Consider the following 18961-nt stretch of genomic DNA (forward strand, 5'->3'; position numbering starts at 1 on the left):
GTGAACCACTACTTTCGATAATATATATTATGTAAAGTAGAATAGTTTTCTGATTTAGGCATGAAGAATGGCCGTGCCCTTTCTTTGATGTGCGTCGCTGTTTTGTGCAATGCTACTTATGGACTTGCTGTTACTGATTTGAAAAACATGTTAGCCAAGTTGAACAGCAAGTTGCTGACGACATACGTGTGTCTAACGATCATGATGCTCAGCAGATTGCTTGCGTCTCCGCTAACTAAAACTAACTTGCAAACTTACTGACCGTAATCCAGCTGTTCGCAGCTAAATCGGTTTAATTTCACTTAAGTACTGCCGCCACGACTGCATGCTGTCCGCAAACCTATTCACCAGCTAAGACCAGCCAAAATCGTCAAATTACAGGCGGATTCTCCGTCAATTTCATGGTCAGGTCTCCGTCTAAAGTCTGAACGTGTGCTTAGAATCAACGTCCAAAATCACGTTATGACAGTCGATTCCGATAGCAGTTGGTCCTGTGGGATTGCTGCCGGTTCTTAAGCTAAAGTACCAGATGAACGCGGATTACTAGTCAGTGATTGGAAAGTACTTGCTACCTGGCTCGGTGATGGCAGTTGCTGAGCTTAGTCGGCTAGATGATCTACATGGTCTGTCTAACGGATACACGTAGACATTGCTGATGATTTTCATCGCCGGCGTGGGTATCAGTGACTGGTTAATTGGGATTGGGTTTTGAATAAATGCAGGCTCAGCTGGCATTCAGACAACGCGTTTCTCCTAGCTTAAGATGAAACATATGTGACGTGTTATGGGCCTAAACGCCGTTGCAACAGTGTTTACGGCTTATGCTGATTGTCAATTTCATGCGATGTTGCTAGCACATGATTAGTAACTTGAGCTTCCAGCGAATGCTGATATATCAGCATTTAACGGCCATCTGTCAATTTTAAAAGTACCATAAGTAATCATGCTCCTCAACATAAAACATATCCTAAATACCGTTGAAATCCCTATATAACAGGCATCACGGGCATTTTGCAACTGAACACGCCAACTAGCTCCTCAGGTCATACCGGTCCCATTCAAACCACTACTTTCATTAAAACAAATATTTTAAAGATAGTAGTAGCCAAAAATAAGACGGGGGACTTGCTAATTTGGTCATTCACCGGTATCATATAAAATATGAGAACATATGTTTGGAGGCCACTTCTATGGAGAAGCAACATTATTTAAAATTAATTAGCGAAGAACTGGCCATCGCGCCCTGGTATGTCCAGGAATACTACCAGGCCAAGGCGACCGTGCCCCTGTCCCCAGCCACCCTCTATCAATATCTAACCGAGTACCGGCGCTTCTTCAACTGGCTGATCAGTGAAGGCTTGACGCCGGCCACCTGTCCCGCTGACATTGATATTCAGGTGCTGGCCACTTTAAAAAAAGAAACCGTTGAGTTGTACAAGTCTGCCCTGCTGAATCAAACCAAGCTCACTGGCGCCCCTGGCAGCCGAACGCATCCAACCATCAATCGCTCGTTAAACGCCCTCTCGTCGCTCTTCAAGTACCTGACGGAAGATACCGAGGACGAGCACGGTGAAGCCTACTTCGACCGTAACGTGATGCACAAGATTGCCCTGGTGCGAACCAGTGAGACCTATGCGACCCGAGCGGCCAACTTAAAGACTAAGCTCATGCTGGGCAACACGGATCATGATTACCTGGCTTTTATCGACGAAAAATACGAAGGCCTGTTATCGCCGGCTAAGAAACGGTATTTTCACCGGGATAAACAGCGTGACCTGGCCATCAACGCCCTCCTGTTGGGCAGCGGCTTGCGCGTTTCAGAAGCCGCCAATGCTGACCTGCGCCACCTGAACCTGAAGACGGGGACGATTGGGGTGGTTCGTAAGGGTGGCCAACGGGATACCGTGCCGATTGCGCCGTGGACGTTGCCTTACATTCAAGACTACGTCGACCACCGCACGGCGATTTATCACGCTACCAGTAGCGACCGGGCCTTATTTCTCAGTAGCTATCGCGGTCAGGCCTCGCGCATGCAGGCCAATTCCATGGAAAAAATGGTGGCCAAGTACTCCTCTGCGTTTAAGGTCCGCATCACGCCACATAAGCTCCGGCACACGTTAGCCTCAAAACTCTACCTCGCCACCAAGAATGAACAGCTCGTGGCCACCCAGTTGGGACAAAACTCAACTAGTGCGACTGGACTGTACACCCATATCATTGATGAGGAGCAGCGGCATGGGTTGGAGAAAATGTGAGCGAATTGACTGTACTACCACAAAATGACTAACTCTGACAATTTTCTCGGAGTTAGCCATTTTTATTGTTCAGTAGTTTAAAAAATATCGTTAATTTATTCCCGACGGCGCTTTCTTCTACTACGGTCATGATGCCGCTCAGCTTGAAGCTCAGCATTGGCGCGCATCTCCGTTGGATATTTCTGGCTAGCTAACCACCAGACACACCCGCGTTGCACCAGCAAGGTGACACCCAAATAGAGTAATAACGTGACTGAACTACCGGTCCATAACCGATCAACACCCAAGTGGCCGGCGATACCGACGACCCACCAGACCAACGTCAGCCAATTCCCTTGGCGTATTACTAGCCCATTATTATCCACCCAGAAGCGATAGGACCAGGCTCGTAATAGGGCAAAAATGATTGCACTAGCTAAACTCAAGCCACCAAAGACAACCGCCTGCGAAGGACTGATCTGTAGATGCTGTTTGTTGAAGGCATCGCCAATTGATGCGGCTCCCAAAAGCGTGACCAGTACAAAGAATGACATTTTAAAACGAACTACCTTGGGAGCAAGTTGCCGTTTAATCACAACGAAAAGCAACCAGGCACCCAACACCAAATTGGTCAAATCTAAATTTTGCATCGTTAAACTCCTTAAGCTATTTATTTAAGTGATTAAAACTATTTTTATAGTATACACCTTGAACCTAAAAAATGGTCAATCCACATTGGGGTTGACCATTTTTACTTATCTTCAACAAATTAAATCTACGGCAACACGACAACCTTACCAAGTCCCTCGCTAGTCGCCAAATACTCATGAGCGGCTCGCGTTTCAACTAGCGTAAAGACGTGATCTGGGGTCACATCAACCTGATGTTCTGCGATGAAGTCGAATAAGGTTTGAATACGTGTGGCATCCACGTGACCCGAATAGAATCCCGTCAGATAACGATTGTTGGGGATGTCCATGATGGGATCGAAACCATCCAGCGTCCAAACGCCACCGAGCTCCCCGGTTGCGCTGACGATGCCCCATTCAGCCGTGTGCTGCAGGGAATCCCGTACGGCTGAGGGACCCATCAAGTCCACAATCTTGTCGAATTCACCCGCTTCTGCCGGCAAAACGTTAGCGTCGGGCGTGTGCAGGACCTGATCAATCCCGAGCTGCTTCAGAGCGTCATCTTTACGCGTCGAGCGCGAAGTCCCCGTGACTGACAGATTCAAGCCGGATGCTTTCATTAATTTTAGCACCGCGACGCCCACGCCACTAGTAGCGGCCCGAATCAACACGCGGTCACCCGTCTGCAAGCGTAAGCTCTGATAGATACCAAACGCCGTGTAGAAGGTCTCGGGCACCGCTGCCAGTTGCGCCCAGTCTAGCTTAGTCTTAATCGGGTATACCTGGTCGTTAGGCAGCAAAACATATTCGGCATAACTGCCATCAAAGGCCCGACCCATTTCGCCCATTAAGGAAACAACGGTTTGACCAATTTGAAATTGATCTGGTGCACTGGTTTCATCCACCGTACCAACAACTTCAATTCCTAATATGCGGGGAAACCGCACAGAAGGTGACTTGCCCTCTCGCGTAAAAATTTCTGAATGATTGATGCCAAATCCCCGAACTTTAACCCGGGTCCAGCCCGGTCGAACCGCGGGGGTTGGGACCTCCGTGTATTCTAAAACTTCTGGCCCACCTGGCCGATTAACGACTACCGCATGCATGGTGTGATCTTCCCTTCATTTTTCAAAAAAACTGAATTGATTCGTATTCATCATACCATTAATTAATCGGTCAATTGGAAACTTGCATCAACAAGTTTCCGTAAAACCTCTTTGGACGGCACCTGACTGATATCCAGGGTAATCCAGTTTTGCTTCGTGAAATGCTGCCCCGGTAGGATGTAAGGCATCGTGTTAACCAGCTCATCAATGCTGGCAGGGTGACATTTTAAATCCAGGTACAGGGTGTCATTTTTCTCGTAGGCCAACCCAAATATTTTCTTGCTGGCCGCGTGTCGTAACGCGTCAAAGACAATCCGATTGCGGCGGCCCGGAGCGTTAAACGGCTCATCAACACTAACTTTTTTGTCCTTACTGCTGAATGCAATGAGGGCTTCTTTTGTCATTTCCATAATTACGACTCTCCTTCACTTCGATAGTCAAACAAGACGTCTACTGATGTGTTTAGAATCTGTGCTAATTTGAAAGCCAGGCTTAGCGACGGATCATACTTATCGTTTTCAATGGCATTGATTGTTTGCCGCGTCACGGCCGCTAACTTAGCCACCTCTGCCTGGGATAGTTTTAATGTTTTACGCCGAATGGCAATACTATTTTGCATGGTTTTCGCCTTCCTATGTCACACTCATTTGACACTTTTAGTAAAACATGTTTGACATAAAATGTAAATACTTTTTGACACCATATATCATCAGCCAGCAAAAAAGACGTCTGAGATCCTCATTAATCCCAGACGCCCACTAAAATTTAGTTTCGATTCAGATAATCCTGACGTTTCCTAAACAGAAATACCGTCAGAAGCATGCCAAATGTAAATGGCAGCGCCATTCGATATGGCCGCAAGAAGGCCTGGGTTAATTGTTGCTTAGTTTCGCGTCTGATTGTCGCAACCACCGGCGTCAAAGCCCGATTATCTTGAGCAACCTGAGTCGTTACGACTTGACTAACCTGTTGGTGGATACGCCGTTTAACGGTAGCGGATGCTTGGGTCAGCTTATTTTTCTGTAAGGCTTGCTGATAGTTTAAGCGGATAAGCCGTTGTGTTTTCGTCTTACCAATGAACGTCGTCTGTTGATGCTTAGGCGTTTTCTCCGTAGCTAACTGCGTTTTTACCTGCACCAGCGTGTCGCGCTTTACCTTATCCGTTACCGCTAAGGCTTCGACGCCGTCCTGCGCAAAGGTCCAGATATTGGTCTTCGCCGTTACCAGATTGGCAGACAGCGCCGACACAAAGATGGCCACAGCTAGGGATGTCCCAATCTGCCGAAAAACACCAATGACGCTCTGCGAGGCCGTTAGTAGGTTGTCGGTGAAATCGCCCGCCGCCAATACCGTAATCGGTCCAATCACGATGCCATAGCCTGCGCCCACTAGGATTGCCGCCACGCAAACCTGCCAATAGATATTGGGATTCATTTGACTAAGGACTACGTAACCCCCAATCATAGACAGACTCCCCATCAAAATGACGGTTCGCGGCCCCACTTTGGATAACAGCCAACCGCTGATGGGTGACCAGATGAAGATCATAAGCGAGGCCGGCGTAATCATCAGTGCTGCCAGAAGCTCACCCTTATTTTGCACCTTCGTAAAGAAGCTCGGCATCAGGACTAATAGCGCAACCAGAAAGATACCGGACATCACGGTCACAACTGCTGATCCGACAAACTGTTTGTCCTTGAATAAAGCCAGCGGCACCATGGGTTGTTGACTATGTGCTTCTACCACAATAAAAGCAGCCAGCGCAACAAGACTCAGTAGACCGAGTCCCAGACCTCTCCCGCTCGTCCACCCCCAGTCACTGCCCTTAACCAGTAACAGGGTTAGGCTGAATAACATCATCATTGAGAGTAGCGAACCAGCAACATCTAAACGTTCCTTGGTTTGCTTGCTTTCATGCAGATCTAACAATCGCCAGCAAAGCACGAGTGAAAGCAAGGCAAACGGCACGTTGATCAAGAATATTCCACGCCAACCAAAGAATTGCGTCATGATTCCGCCAATCGTTGGTCCCATGGCCGCCGCTAATCCCTGCGTGACGCCCAGTGTGGCAATCGCACTGGTTCGTTTTTCCATAGGAACGCTCTGAATGCCAATTGTCATACTAGCTGGGAAGACGATTGCTGCTCCCAGACTCTGAATTCCCCGGCCCACAATTAGCCACGCCACATTAGCTGCTAATCCAGAAAATAGTGACCCAACTAAGAATAATGCTAAACCTAAGATGTAAAACCGGCTGCGACCATGGATATCTGCTAGTCGGCCTAAGGGAATCGTCAAACTGGCAAATAAAATCGTATATAAATTGAGTGCCCATGAGAGCTGCTCCAGACTGGTCGATAATCCGGTCTGAATCGCCGGCAACGCAATGTTCATCACCGTTGTGTCCAACATACAAAGAAAAATACCAATGGCCATTACCCCAACTAACTTCACTGATTTTTTCATCATCTTGCCACCCTCCTCAAGTGTTATTGCTAGTTTATCGGCTGCCACCACGATAAACTAGCTTTAGGTTACAGAAAGGGAGAGGTTGTTACCTAATGAATCCGCATGACCGAAAGCAGCAGAACTTAGCGGCCATTTATCAGGCTTTACTGGAGCTGATGATGCACAAGCCACTGACCGACATTTCTATCACCGAACTTTGCCAGCGGGCCCAAGTCTCACGGACCTACTTTTATCGCCACTATCAAAATTTTGATCAGATTATTCGAACATACCAAACGCAGAACATGCTGCGCTATCTGCGCCGATTGCCACGGACATCGCAAGTTGAATTGGCGCGCTTAATGACCCACTACTTTGAGAATACGAAGTCTGAGGCTGAAACCTACCAACTTCTGATTAAAAATGATAAATTGGCTATTCTGCTGGAAACATTTCAGACCGTTTTTCAGCTACTCATCAAGCAGGACTGTATTGAAAAACACACGTCGCGGTTAACGGCCCCTTACTATCTAGAGTTCTTTTCTGGTGCCGTCATCAACGTTACGGTCAACTGGGTCAAGAATGGTTTTGTTGAATCCCCGGAGTATCTAGGTCAAATGGTGGCTCAGTTTACATTGGATCAACAAGACTAAAAAAGACAATCATCTGGAGAATTCTCAGAGATTGTCTCTTTTAGTCGATGATGACCTATTTATTTCGCTAGCAAAAATTTTATCAACAGCCGATCAACCTGCACATTGTCATGCAGTTTGCTGTGTTGCGCATTCGCCCCAACAATTTTACGCTCCTGATAAGACTTGGCACGACCAGCAACCAGGTACCGCAACGATTGGGATGATGCATTGCTGACGGAACCATCCGAGTGCGAACCATCAGCCTTGTCGCCGTAAATGTTGAGCACCGCAGTTTGCCGCGGATAGGTCTGCCGGAGTGGTAACAGGGCGCGATACTCGGGCTGCATGTTAGTTGGCTTGCCATTGGATTGAAGCTTCATCCGGTTGGGTTCATCGTTCATGCCCAAAATCCCGTTAAAATGACCGGCAATGTCGACTTGCTTCTGTAGCTTGGGCATTTTGTCTGAGCTACCCAGCAAGCCATACATAATGGCCATATTCCCCATTGAATGGCCAACCACGTTAAACCTTTTGATGTGATACTGGTGTTGAAGCTTCACAACTGTTGCCCGCGCCCAGCGTCCCCACTGCTGCGGACTGCTATTCCGGCTGTCTTGAAAGTCTACTTCCACAATGGGATGATCATCAGCCTCGTGGAAGCGGCCAGTCAACGTGACCTTGCCCTGTTTCGAAACGGTTGCCCGCATAATCGTCTTCGTCAGACCGGCGTTGACGAGCGCGTGCGCCATCTGTTCCTCAGCATGGTAACTGCTGCCCCAACCGTGGAAAAACAGTGTGGGTTCGTATTTACTAGCGTCAGGTAAGTCCGACGCGGCTTGGTGCTTACTAACTCCGCAGGCTGACACCCCAACGAACAGGACACCTATCCCCAAGACTAACAATAATCTTCTTCTCAACATAACGTTTATCCCCCATATTTGGCGTAAATCTTACTTTGATAGCACCAGTATAGCCCTTCACGTGGACTCTAACGCAAGAGATATCTTAGAGAATCTGCTAAAATGATTATTACAAGACTGACGCTAAGCTTGAGGCCACTTGTCAATTGCCTCTGAATGAATTCAGGGGCTTGTCGCTCACGTGTCTGGCGACACAGTAGTCCAGCATGTCCGTTAAGACACTCCTACTCGTAGTGGCAACATCATCGGGTAATTGACGGCTACCCGTTTAACTATCAGGCTCTACCCGATAGTCGTTAGTTTCTTAATCTTTGGGTGTCTGATACCAGACACCCAATCCTGTCCAAGCATCTCAATATTCATTGCTCCTAATCGATCATCGTTACAACGATATTGGCATTGGGCACACCAATACTCGTGAGTTTCGTGATGGCGGTTGGTCTTCTCAACCAGTCCACACTTGGGACAGCGTTGTGAAGTGAACGCTGGGCTCACTTTCAAAACAGTGCTTTGAATAGCCAGAGCCTTGTACTTCAAGAACGATTCTAGCTGGAAGAAAGACCAGGAACGATGGCTATTCCGTAGGGACTTAAGTAAGTCGTCGGTGTTGAATGTTACATTAGTTAAGTCTTCCAGGACAAAAAGGGTGTGCGACTCATATGCCGCAACGAGTGTCTTAGCTAACCGATGATTCACATCGGTCATCCAGCGGTTCTCTCGTTGCGCTAGTCGTTTCAGCTTCTTCTTGGCAGATTTAGTGCCCTTACTTTGTAATTGCCGACGGATCTCTAAGAACTTCTTCCGCTTACGTAAGATTTTTTGACCGTCAAAAAAAAGCGTCTTCCCTTCACTATCAAAAGTAGTCGCTAGAAAGCGCAGACCACGGTCAATACCCACAATTTGAGGGCTATCCTTGGGATTGAAATCACTACCTTCCTTTGTGATACCAATATGCAAAAACCACTTACCTTGGGTGTGGACCAGCTTAGCGGTACCCAGTTTCCAGTCGTCGGTGAAGTATTTTTCAAACCCCTTATCGGTAAATCTTAACTTAGTTCGTTTGCCTAGAGTCGTTATTGAAATTTGTTGCATCTTGTCTACAAAAGAGTAATTACTCTGACGTACCAAATCTGCTTGCGGACGACGAAACTGAATGGGGTTCACCAACCAGTTCAGGTCTCTAGGAACTTGAACCCACTTTTTTTCTTCGTTCTGGTAACGGTAAGGATGCTGTTTCATCTGTTCTTGAACTGTCTTGTAGCAAGCTACCACCGTCCGAAAAACAGATTGGACCATCTGACTGTTGAGCGGTGACTCTTGCCGAAGCTGTTTGTACAGCTGGTGATTGATTTTTAACCAACTTAACTGAAACTCATGGTCAAAAATCCATTGACTGACAATATTAGCTAATCGTTGATACTCTTGACTCATTGCTAGAAATTGTTCTGCTTGATTCGTGTCTGGATAGAGTCTTAGCTTGATGGTTCGTCCCAGTTTAGTCAACGGATACCTCCCCTGTAGATTGGGTTAAGTATACCATGCTTAGCGTCCTGGGGGAACGTACGTTTCAAGAAAAATTATTAAGTTCTGGCATTCATCCCGCGATTAAAATCGCGGGTTTTCTGTCTGGTTTTTAATAAAATCATGATTAACTAATTTGAATTCACAAAGGCGCGATTCCCTAATCTGGAAATCGCGCTTTATTTTAAATAGTTATTGTCCAAAACTAATAGCTAGTCAGCCATGATATTGATTCTCTCCCAAATAGTTCTACCCCGTTCTGTTAAGTACGGATAGATGGCATTAGCACTCAAAACGGCCGTATCAACCGCCAACCCTACCCCGTGCTTGGGCGAATGCCGTAATCCCCAGGCATAGTCCATTGTGAGTAACGTCAGGGCTAAGTAAGCATATTGCTGGTCGGAGATATCCTGACGAAACATCTTGAACTTCACCAGCTTGCTGAAACACTGCTGATAGGCTAGATATAATCGCTGGTGAAAGTCCTGAACAGATACGCTAAGTGTTTGATTATCAGTGATAATTGCATCCAGGTCCGCAAAGAAAAACCGATTGCGCGCTTTTAACTCAGCAGACTTTTTAAAAATTGCAATCAATTCACGAAGCGCCTCCTCACCCGTTTCCGAGGAATCATCCGCAAAGTTAATAAAATCTAGGGCAATCTTTTCCTGAATTGCGACCAGTAAATCTTCTTTACGGTGGAAATGGTAAGTTAAATTACCAATAGTTGTGCCAGCTGCTTCAGCAATCTCTCGTAACGAAACTTTTTCATAACCATTCTCGTTAAAAAGTTTTATGGCCGTCTCAATAAGACGTTCCTTGGCACTACGCGTCATCCAGTCACCCTCTCACTTGAAGTATAGCATATACAAGATGATTTGACTTTTCAAACAGTACAGTGTACTGTTTGAGACGAACCACTTACAGGAGATGCTAAAAATGACGGAATACAAGTACGATACGCAATGTTTAATCGATGGCCACGACTTAGACGAGAATCAAATTAACGACTACTTCCAAAATAATTTCAAGGGAGATAGCTTGATTGCCGTTGGTGATGACACCTTAATCAAAATTCATTTTCACACGAATGAGCCCTGGGACGTTCTCAAATACTGCGCCTCTCTAGGCGAAATGTTTGATGTCGTTGTCGAAGATATGGACCGCCAATCGCGCGGCCTGAAAGGCTAGCAAGATAGCAGTGCCAACCTACGCCACAGGTGCTAAAAATGCTGGAATCGCAAGGAATTCCAGTATTTTGGGCTAAGCCATTTTTAATCATAAACGAGGCTTTGAGCCAAATATTAAAGTGCATATCCCGAAATACGACATTAATTATTTCAACTTTCAATCAATTCGGTAGAAATGATCAAGCCAATATTCTCAGCGTATTGACTTGATTCACCCATCAGACTACTGTTAAGGGGACAAAAGGAAGGGGCTTTACTATGTTAAATGGTAAGCATATTTCCCCATGCTTAATTTCAGGGGCTGTGTTACTAACACACGATAATTCTTACAGGGGGGCAGTTGTTGTCAATGTTGATTACACAACTTCTACAAGTGAATCAACACCAAACGCAACCGCACTTGCTTTTGGTTAATAATGACAAACGTGTCAAAAAAATCATCTTTTCAACGATGTTTTGGCTAATTCTGTCAGTTACCTTCCTAATACTTAATGTCGATGCCTTATTTATCGGCGTATCTGTCGGCTGGATAGTTTACATGGTCAAAATATTAAAGTAAATTACTGGATTATTCAATAAACATCGAACTTTAACTTTTTTAAATTAAAACTAGCCATAAACAGGCTCAGGTTCCATTACAGAACTTGAGCCTGTTTACATGCGCACAACTATGTTATCCAAAAATCCATAGGCTCATCAGAACAAACTATCACTCTTCATGCATCCATTCGTCAAAACTTGGTGATTTTTTAGGATCGTAACGCCCCTCACTATCAATATCTACCCGCTCAACCGGCATACCTGCAATTAATTCTTTCCAATCAAGACTAGAAGGAAACCTTTCCAACATTAATTGTCCATTTTCATTGCGGGTGACCCTTAGCTGATTACTTTTCGAAATGATAAGCCTTTCCCTGAAAACAAACGGCATGACAACTTGTCTTTTACTAGAAATCTTAATTGTTTCACTACCTGGTATGAATCCCATGAGCTCCCCACCTCACTTCTTACTCACTTTAGCAATTTCTCACAGGCATTCAAAGTAAAGCGACTCCTAAGATCTAAACATCACTTACTGTCCGCTAAGCTCTTACTGCACTAGTCAAATTCAAAAGGGAAGCAACTCCCAACATGGAATCCGCTCCCCTTTTACATTTGACCGCAAGATGTCTATTTACCTACAGCACCGCCGAATCCGTTCGGTGCCAGTAAAAATACCCCAGTGTACCCAAACTAAAGACGACCGCAATTCCCGCTAAAATCCAGCTAATCCCCGCAATTGAGCCACCCAGTGAAATCGTATGCCGCAACCCCGCCATAGCAACGGTCATGGGTAAATACGGGTGAACGGCGCGGTAGAACGGATTGGTGAGTTCAATCGGATACGTTCCACCCGACGCCCCAATTTGAAAGAGCATGAACAGCAGCATTAACCACGCCCCGGTCAGACAAAACCATAACCGGAAACAGGTCACCAAGCTGAAAAATGCCAAGACAATCAACAGGCACAACAGGTACGTTTTCCCCGGCTCCAGTGGTCGCAGTCCAATGATGTACCACACGCCTAACCACATGGCTGACGCCGCCAATACCACGAAACCCCAGAGAAATCCCATTTTATCCAGCCAGGCTACCGCAAAGTTTCGGTAGTTGCCGTGACGCTTGCGGGCGTCGTAAATGATATTCAGCGTGATACACCCCACAAACAGGGAGATAGCCATGAAGTACGGTGCCATGCCAGTGCCATTGTTGGCGACGGCCACCACGTCATGCTGCGTCAACTTCACGGGCATGGCCAATTGCTTCAATTGATCCGCTCGCCGGACCTCACTGAGTTGAACACCCGCCTGCGTTAACCCATTCACAATTTTCTGCGTTGCCGCGGCGAGCTGTGCCGCTGGTAAACCGGCCGTGCTAGCCTGTTGCAGCTGGCCCAATTGCTTCGCCGTCAACGTCAACCGTTGGCCAAGGTGCCGGGCCACTGCTTGACTGGCTTGCAACTCGGCCTGAATCGTCGACTGGTTCAGCGTTGTCTGCAGCTTCTGCATCGCGGTCGCGCCCATTTTCGATGCTACCGTGCTCTGACCGGCATTGGTGTCATAGGTCACCTTCAACTGCTTAGGTGCCGTTGCCAAATGACTCAGGGTTTGTGACGCGTTGGCCGGAATCTTTAAGACTAAAAATAGCCGACCGTCCTTCAATTCACGCTGAGCCTTCGCCGCCGTCATCCGGTGAAACTGTAACGACTTGCTCTTAACCAACTCCCGAGACACCGTTCGTCCCCAGTCCAATGTCCGTGTGGCCCGGTCCTGATTGACGACGGCCATGGGTAAATGATGCAATTCTCCGTATGGATTCCAAACGGAGGCCAGGAATAATCCGGCATAAAATAGTGGAATTACTAAGATGCCTAATAGGATTCGCCAAAGTGCTGGATGGTGCTTGAGGTAGACCCATTCTTGAGATTTCATGTGACTTTCCCCCTTTTACGAATGAACGAATCATTCATTCGATTGCCACCCAGTCTAAACACTCCCGTCAAAATTGCCATTTTGGGCGACGATTCACGGTGCCTTTGACCGGTTAGCTAATTAAGGGGCTCACTGATAGCTCCGCCGCAACATGTCGCGGACGACGGCCAGCATTTGCTCGTCATCACTACGCGCCATCTCCGTTTCAAAGCTGTCGTAGCGCTTGTGGGCGCACCACCAGAACACCAGGTCCACCACGATTACCCCGTTACGTTGCGGGTCAGCCAGCTCGGGTCGTTGTTGCTGAAAAAAGTCGCCCACCCGTTGATAAATTTCTTGCCGCTGTTGCCGGTATAGTGCCGTCAAAGCCGGATTGACCGTGGGATTATGCTCAAGAATTAAGAAGTAGCGCGCGTACCGTTTGAACGCCGTGAATAGCGCTGTTAACAGCTGGTCAAAGTCGGTGGCCTGCTGTCCGGCCAGCTGATGATTCCAGCCGGCATACGCGGCCTCCGTGCGCCGAACCAGTTCTCTCGAATCAACCGGCTGTAAGGGAAAAGTTTGTAGGCGGTCCACGGTCGTCGGTAACGTTGTCAGGAAGACGTAGTCCAGCAGAGATTCCTTGCCACTAAACAGGCGGTACAAAGTTCCCACGGCCATCTGCGCGCGTTGCGCAATCATCTGCATCTGGGTCTCATGATAGCCCGGCTGAATGAACAGTTCACTCGCCGCCGCGTAAATGCGTTGCAATTTTTCTTCGTCAGTCATCGGTAAGTCACTCCTTTCCGCCTCCATTAAAGCCTAAATCCCCGCAAAGTGCTGACATGTTCACGCTTCTGAGTCGGTTAACTTACAAACCCCTGACGCGACAAAAAATAGCCCAAGGACTATTTCCCTTGAACTTATTTTTTAAGTACCCGGCTGACCGCGGTGACCACATAGGGAATGAGCCGATGATTTTCCGTCAGCTGGTCCAGTGAGGTCAGGTACTGAAGGCGATCATGTTCAGCGAGGTCTAACCGAATGTTTTGCCCATTCCCAAGGTCAACCTCATCCGCCAAGTAAATTAGCCTGGTGAACAAGGTCGCCTTAGCCGCATCGGCGTTTGAGGTTTCCAGAACAATTCGCTGAATTGTGACCCGCAGGCCAATTTCTTCCGCACATTCCCTTACCGCCGCTGCCTGTGGAAACTCACCGTCGCTGGTTAAGCCACCCGGCAGGTCCCACCAACCGGGGAAAACATTTGCTTTTCCCCGTTCAATTTGCGTTCGTCGAAGCACCACGATGCCCTTGTTAGTGGGGACAATAACGTGGGCAATTAACCGATTCAACATTTGGGCCTCCAATCGTCTGAGCTACTGCTAGTAAACGCCAACTGGCCAGTAAATGATAAACATGCGACTGCCTTGAGAATATCCAGTTACAAACACCTTATCAACCAAAAAGCCCAGACCGGAAATTACCATCTGGACTTCAAAATCTATTAAAGTCTTCGCTTAATCAACACTATGGGTGCAAATACAATTAAAACAAAGCAGTAAAATTGACGAATCAACCACGCCCCCCATCCAGTACTAGGCATGGTAGTCCTGATGGGCAAATAAGAAACACGGGTATGCGCAACGCGCCAGTTAGACCCCCGGTCATAGTTAGCCAAATCGCTATTGTGAAACCTCATAGCGATATTCGCTTGATTTCGCCCCAAATGTTTAAGCCACATTGGGCTTTGACGGGCAATGAATGGATAGGCGATTAACCATGACAAAACGAAATAAATGGTAAAAATACTGTGATCAAGAATAATTGTTGTTCCAACCGTCCGTGAAACTAAAATTAGATAAAGGCCTACTGGAAACAAACTCTGTAAATAAATTTTTAAGATTCTACCCACCTTGATGCAGACCATCACCAAAATCGCCATCATCCGGAAAACTCCCTTCAGGTAACCAGTAAGCTGATTGGCGGACCTGTGAATTAACCACTACTTTGGTAATCACCGGGCCAGCAATTCCCAATGTTGCCAATGTCAAAATTAAGATCACTAACTTCTCCATATGAATCACTTCTCTTCGAATAAATTTGAACTGATGGTACGACCTAGACCTATCACGCACAACAATAAAACTACTTATTAGCCATGATTTGTAAAATCAACAAAACAATCGAGCAAATAATCTGTACACAAAATCCAAAACAGAAAATTAATTACTGCCTTGAATCCTTTGTCAAAAACTTCAAGCACGCTCATTTAGCCGTGCGGACCAAACCATGCCCAGCAGCGAAATCACGCCCGCCCCAATCATGATTGCCTGAAAGCCGCTAACAAATCCCAACTGGTGAAACTGATAGAAAATCATCACTGAAATTGTCGTCCCCAACGCCCCACCTAACAACCGAAAGACGTTATAGATACCAGACGCCTTGCCAATCATGACGTTCGGCACCGCACCCAGCACCGCTTTCTGTAATGCCGGTCCTGCCATCGATAATCCAATGCCGGCCAGCATTAGCGGTAAAACTAACCACACATAAGTTTGATGAACAAACGACGCCAACAATAAATAACCCAACCCTTGGAACAGTAAACCCAGCGTCGCCACTCCCCGTTCACCAAAGCGGTCGACGGCTCTTCCCGCGAATGGTGCCACCAAGACCAACGTTCCCGTCCACGGCAGTAATTCCAGCCCAGCCGTTAACGCCGTCGCCCGTGGCTCGGCCTGCAAATACTGCGGCAGGAAGAAAACGACCCCGTACATTGATCCGTAGAGACAAGCCGTTGCGAGATTGCCACCCGTAAAGGTTGCCTCATGGAAAAGGGTCAGTGGCACCATGGGCAACGCTTCCCGGGCCTGCCGAATCAGAAACCAGCCAGCCGCTCCGATACTGAGTCCCCCGATACCCAAGACGAAATCTAGTTTGTCACCTGTGGTCGCTACGGACAATGCCCAAATGATTCCCGCCATGGCCATAATGATCAACGCATTATCAAGTAGATTAATCGGTTCTCGTTGTCCTCGACTTTCCGGCAAATAGTGTTGTGCCAACAGGATACCCAAGAGGCCCACGGGAACGTTGATCCAGAAAATCCACTGCCAAGTCAGTTGGGCCACGATGAAGCCACCCAAAGACGGGCCCACAATCAAGGCCAAGCCACCAATGCCACTCCAGATTCCTAAGGCACGGCCCCGTTGGTTGGCAGGCATAGCGTTCGTCAGAATGGCCATCGACATGGGTGTCATGACCGAGGCCCCCAGCCCCTCGACGATTCGCGCCAGAATGAGCCAACTAATATTGGTCGCCAACGCGCAAAATACCGAACCAATGGTGAAAATTAGAATTCCCCACAAATAGACGCATCGTCGCCCCCAGCGCTCGCCCAAAGCGACCCCGACCAGTAGAATCGCTGCGATGGTAATATTGTAGGCATTCAATGCCCATTGTAGCGTGCCCACTGAAATCTGAAAATCGGTGCGAATAGCCGTCGATGCCGTTGTCACAATCATCGCGTCCATCATGGCCATGAAAAATCCTAACGAGGTTAACCCCAAAATCCATTTCAATCGATGCGTCTCCCCTGTCATTGCCCCATCTCCTAAGGTTGCTTAATAGTTCAAAAAGCTTTGAACTATGTAACCATAGCATGCCCCTTGTCAGCTGACAAGCACCAAAATTAAAAAGAGCCGCTCCCGGGGGAACGACTCTGCAATGGTCTAATGCGCTAAAGATTTTGCCAGAAATGGGTCAAGTAGTGATCAAACGTCGAGCGGTCTAGCCTGACATTTTTTTCACGGCCGACCTTGTTTACGGAAATCAATCCCGCTTCCTGGAGAATCTTAAAATGATACGACCCGGAAGTCTTACTAATGTGCATGGCACGACCGACCTCGCCACAAGCTACCTCGTGGTCCAACTGATTGAGATATTGAATGATGGCCAGGCGAATGGGGTCAGCCAGGGCCTTAAATATTTGGACAGATGCGTCATTTTTTTGTAATTGGTTAACCATATCACTCATCCTACTAGACTTGATTTTTGAATTCCCCTATCATCACGATTTATGCTTGGCCCGTTGCTTCAACGCCTGATTGATCTGACTGACACGGAGGTGCTGGTCCAACATGACAACGGCCCAAACGACGACGTAGATCAGGACAAACTCAATCCAGAAGGAAACGCCAATGGACCAGTTATTATAGAGCATCAGCCCTAATATCAGCACGGCCGTCCCGACCAAATGAATCCCAAACGCCAGTGGCCAGGCCACCTCTTCATGGTCACTGTCAAAGATCATACTGAGAATACCAATTGCCCCACTCGCCAAAAGCAGGCTGACCACGTTTTTCGGGAAGACGTTGGTGGGGGCCACGCTAAAGGCAATCAGCAGGAGATAGGCAACGGCGCCATAACCCACGCCTCTGATGGCGTACCTGAATATTTTAGTCATAGCTCCCCCTCCTACAAGCCCAGTTGGCTCATTAAGTCTTTAACATATTTACGACTCACAGCGGTTTTAAGTTGATTCGTTAAAATCGCCGTCATGTTGCCTGAGAAGCTATCCTCCAAGGACTGCAGGTGGTCTAAATTTAAGACGCCATGCTTGGAGACCTGAATAAAATTAGGGTTGGCTAAGCGTTGGACCAGGTGCCGCAACGTTTCGTGCGTGGTAATCGTGTCCGTGGTGGTGTACAGCATCAGCGTCTCGTGCTGGACATCGGCAAGAATAATTGTGGCCGCCTTGACCATCACCAATCGATCCGGCGTCTTCACGGGAATGATCCCCGCATGCGCCACCTGGTAGTTCCCCAGGTAGGTCATAATCGCCGCTGTCTCGGGACTCTCGGCGGCCGCTTCCACCACCACTAGGGGATCAGCCGGATCAATCGTCTCATTCTGTTCAAATTTATGCCGCACGCTGATCACCCCATTTTCAGTTACCGTTCGCGCAGGTACTGGCGTCGGCGCTGGATCTGTAGCCATTTCAGACCAAATACCAGCACCACGGTACCGCTAAAGATTAATCCCATTATGAGGTAAGTTTCCTGTTGGGTCAACAAGGTCGACCAGTTTAATCGGATACCCATCAATCGTTCAAAGGTATGGCGCGTTGCCAAATGTCCAGCAAAGGCTGATTTCAGCTTGTCGTCCATCAAAAATTGCCGGTAGAGCGCCGCCACGTAGCTGCCGGGGATGAATTTGACCATACTCTGCGCGAAGCTTGGCAAGGCACCAATGGGGATGTACGTCCCCACCAGAAACCCGGCCGCGGTCCCTATGATTGTCCCCAATTTGCCTAAACTGTCCACCGTGTGAATGCCTTGGACGATGGCCGCATTCACCACAACCGCCAACAAAGAGCTCGTGACCATGAGTCCCAACGTGTTCAGAACGGCCGTACCCGACAGCGTCAGGCCATCCGTCAGGTAAAAGCCACCCCACATGATGCCAAACATCGCCAGCTGCGTTAGCGTGCCAATCACCGCTGCACTGATCAGGTAGCTGGTGAATAGGTGCAACGGACCGGCGTCGGTCAACGTTAAATCGTCCGCAATGTGTTTTTCCTTATCGGTGACCATCAGCGCCAGACTAGTGAGGGTCGTCGTGATGCTAGTAATCGCCAGCGTGCCCCCAATCAGCCACGTATCGAGCATGAGTTTGGCGTCCGGCATCTGGTGCCAACTTGCTAACATATTTTTCTTCAGGAAGACCAGGTATAGCACAAACGAGATGAGCGCCCCCAGAAGTGAGAAGAAGACGCCACTGTGATCCCGAAAATACAGCAATAAGTTGCGTTTGATCATGGCTAGCAT

General features: G+C 47.8%; 22 protein-coding genes. 3 read left to right on the forward strand and 19 right to left on the reverse strand.

What is annotated here, in order from left to right; translation table 11 throughout:
• Positions 1-1190 precede the first annotated feature (1190 nt).
• On the forward strand, positions 1191-2255 hold the full coding sequence (xerS, locus tag JUF22_RS08925; RefSeq protein WP_203645732.1) for a tyrosine recombinase XerS: 1065 nt from the start codon (positions 1191-1193) through the stop codon (positions 2253-2255).
• Positions 2256-2350: 95 nt separating this feature from the next.
• On the opposite strand, the gene JUF22_RS08930 is transcribed toward xerS, so the two are convergent.
• The 5 genes from JUF22_RS08930 to JUF22_RS08950 all read right to left on the reverse strand — a co-directional run bounded on the left by JUF22_RS08930 (position 2351) and on the right by JUF22_RS08950 (position 6438).
• Positions 2351-2884, reverse strand: coding sequence for a hypothetical protein (locus tag JUF22_RS08930; RefSeq protein WP_203645734.1), 534 nt, complete (start codon positions 2882-2884; stop codon positions 2351-2353).
• 125 nt (positions 2885-3009) lie between these two features.
• Complete coding sequence (locus JUF22_RS08935) at positions 3010-3969, reverse strand: alcohol dehydrogenase catalytic domain-containing protein (protein ID WP_203645736.1); 960 nt, start codon at positions 3967-3969, stop codon at positions 3010-3012.
• 62 nt (positions 3970-4031) lie between these two features.
• On the reverse strand, positions 4032-4379 hold the full coding sequence (locus JUF22_RS08940; protein ID WP_203645738.1) for an MmcQ/YjbR family DNA-binding protein: 348 nt from the start codon (positions 4377-4379) through the stop codon (positions 4032-4034).
• Positions 4380-4381: 2 nt separating this feature from the next.
• On the reverse strand, positions 4382-4588 hold the full coding sequence (locus tag JUF22_RS08945; RefSeq protein WP_203645740.1) for a helix-turn-helix transcriptional regulator: 207 nt from the start codon (positions 4586-4588) through the stop codon (positions 4382-4384).
• Between the two features lie 146 nt (positions 4589-4734).
• Positions 4735-6438, reverse strand: a complete 1704-nt coding sequence (locus JUF22_RS08950) for an MFS transporter (protein ID WP_203645742.1) — start codon at positions 6436-6438, stop codon at positions 4735-4737.
• Between the two features lie 92 nt (positions 6439-6530).
• Between JUF22_RS08950 and JUF22_RS08955 the strand changes: the two genes are divergently transcribed.
• Positions 6531-7070, forward strand: coding sequence for a TetR/AcrR family transcriptional regulator (locus tag JUF22_RS08955; RefSeq protein ID WP_203645744.1), 540 nt, complete (start codon positions 6531-6533; stop codon positions 7068-7070).
• A 59-nt stretch (positions 7071-7129) separates the two neighbouring features.
• On the opposite strand, the gene JUF22_RS08960 is transcribed toward JUF22_RS08955, so the two are convergent.
• The 3 genes from JUF22_RS08960 to JUF22_RS08970 form a co-directional block, all read right to left on the reverse strand.
• A complete protein-coding gene (locus JUF22_RS08960; protein ID WP_203645746.1) occupies positions 7130-7972 on the reverse strand; it encodes an alpha/beta hydrolase in 843 nt (280 codons plus the stop codon).
• A 282-nt stretch (positions 7973-8254) separates the two neighbouring features.
• A complete protein-coding gene (locus tag JUF22_RS08965) occupies positions 8255-9475 on the reverse strand; it encodes an RNA-guided endonuclease InsQ/TnpB family protein (protein ID WP_203645748.1) in 1221 nt (406 codons plus the stop codon).
• Positions 9476-9705: 230 nt separating this feature from the next.
• The gene (locus JUF22_RS08970) at positions 9706-10329 is read right to left on the reverse strand and encodes a TetR/AcrR family transcriptional regulator (RefSeq protein WP_203645750.1); all 624 of its coding nucleotides are present in this window, start codon (positions 10327-10329) and stop codon (positions 9706-9708) included.
• A gap of 103 nt (positions 10330-10432) precedes the next feature.
• On the opposite strand from JUF22_RS08970, the gene JUF22_RS08975 reads away from it, so the two are divergent.
• The gene (locus tag JUF22_RS08975) at positions 10433-10684 is read left to right on the forward strand and encodes a fatty acid kinase subunit FakA-related protein (protein ID WP_203645752.1); all 252 of its coding nucleotides are present in this window, start codon (positions 10433-10435) and stop codon (positions 10682-10684) included.
• A gap of 708 nt (positions 10685-11392) precedes the next feature.
• Here JUF22_RS08975 and JUF22_RS13790 read toward each other — a convergent pair.
• The 11 genes from JUF22_RS13790 to JUF22_RS09030 all read right to left on the reverse strand — a co-directional run bounded on the left by JUF22_RS13790 (position 11393) and on the right by JUF22_RS09030 (position 18961).
• A complete protein-coding gene (locus JUF22_RS13790; RefSeq protein WP_236000750.1) occupies positions 11393-11671 on the reverse strand; it encodes an AbrB family transcriptional regulator in 279 nt (92 codons plus the stop codon).
• Between the two features lie 190 nt (positions 11672-11861).
• Entirely contained in the window at positions 11862-13154 is a 1293-nt protein-coding gene (locus JUF22_RS08985; RefSeq protein WP_203645761.1) for a YhgE/Pip domain-containing protein, read from the reverse strand.
• Between the two features lie 129 nt (positions 13155-13283).
• Positions 13284-13922, reverse strand: coding sequence for a TetR/AcrR family transcriptional regulator (locus JUF22_RS08990; protein ID WP_203645763.1), 639 nt, complete (start codon positions 13920-13922; stop codon positions 13284-13286).
• Between the two features lie 134 nt (positions 13923-14056).
• Entirely contained in the window at positions 14057-14488 is a 432-nt protein-coding gene (locus tag JUF22_RS08995) for an NUDIX hydrolase (protein ID WP_203645765.1), read from the reverse strand.
• Between the two features lie 149 nt (positions 14489-14637).
• On the reverse strand, positions 14638-15078 hold the full coding sequence (locus JUF22_RS09000) for a hypothetical protein (RefSeq protein WP_203645767.1): 441 nt from the start codon (positions 15076-15078) through the stop codon (positions 14638-14640).
• Positions 15038-15208 (reverse strand): hypothetical protein, encoded by a 171-nt coding sequence (locus JUF22_RS09005; protein ID WP_203645769.1) that lies wholly within the window; start codon positions 15206-15208, stop codon positions 15038-15040. The genes JUF22_RS09000 and JUF22_RS09005 overlap by 41 nt, the downstream gene beginning before the upstream one ends.
• A 180-nt stretch (positions 15209-15388) precedes the next feature.
• On the reverse strand, positions 15389-16735 hold the full coding sequence (locus JUF22_RS09010) for an MFS transporter (RefSeq protein WP_203645771.1): 1347 nt from the start codon (positions 16733-16735) through the stop codon (positions 15389-15391).
• Positions 16736-16872: 137 nt separating this feature from the next.
• A complete protein-coding gene (locus tag JUF22_RS09015) occupies positions 16873-17160 on the reverse strand; it encodes an ArsR/SmtB family transcription factor (protein ID WP_203645836.1) in 288 nt (95 codons plus the stop codon).
• Between the two features lie 42 nt (positions 17161-17202).
• Positions 17203-17598 (reverse strand): DUF3021 domain-containing protein, encoded by a 396-nt coding sequence (locus JUF22_RS09020; RefSeq protein WP_203645774.1) that lies wholly within the window; start codon positions 17596-17598, stop codon positions 17203-17205.
• An 11-nt stretch (positions 17599-17609) separates the two neighbouring features.
• Positions 17610-18131: a LytTR family DNA-binding domain-containing protein gene (locus JUF22_RS09025; RefSeq protein ID WP_203645776.1), complete on the reverse strand. Its 522-nt coding sequence runs from the start codon at positions 18129-18131 to the stop codon at positions 17610-17612.
• Positions 18086-18961, reverse strand: coding sequence for an ABC transporter permease (locus JUF22_RS09030; RefSeq protein ID WP_203645778.1), 876 nt, complete (start codon positions 18959-18961; stop codon positions 18086-18088). The genes JUF22_RS09025 and JUF22_RS09030 overlap by 46 nt, the downstream gene beginning before the upstream one ends.

It is taken from the genome of Levilactobacillus lanxiensis (assembly GCF_016861655.1).
Classification (GTDB): domain Bacteria; phylum Bacillota; class Bacilli; order Lactobacillales; family Lactobacillaceae; genus Levilactobacillus; species Levilactobacillus lanxiensis.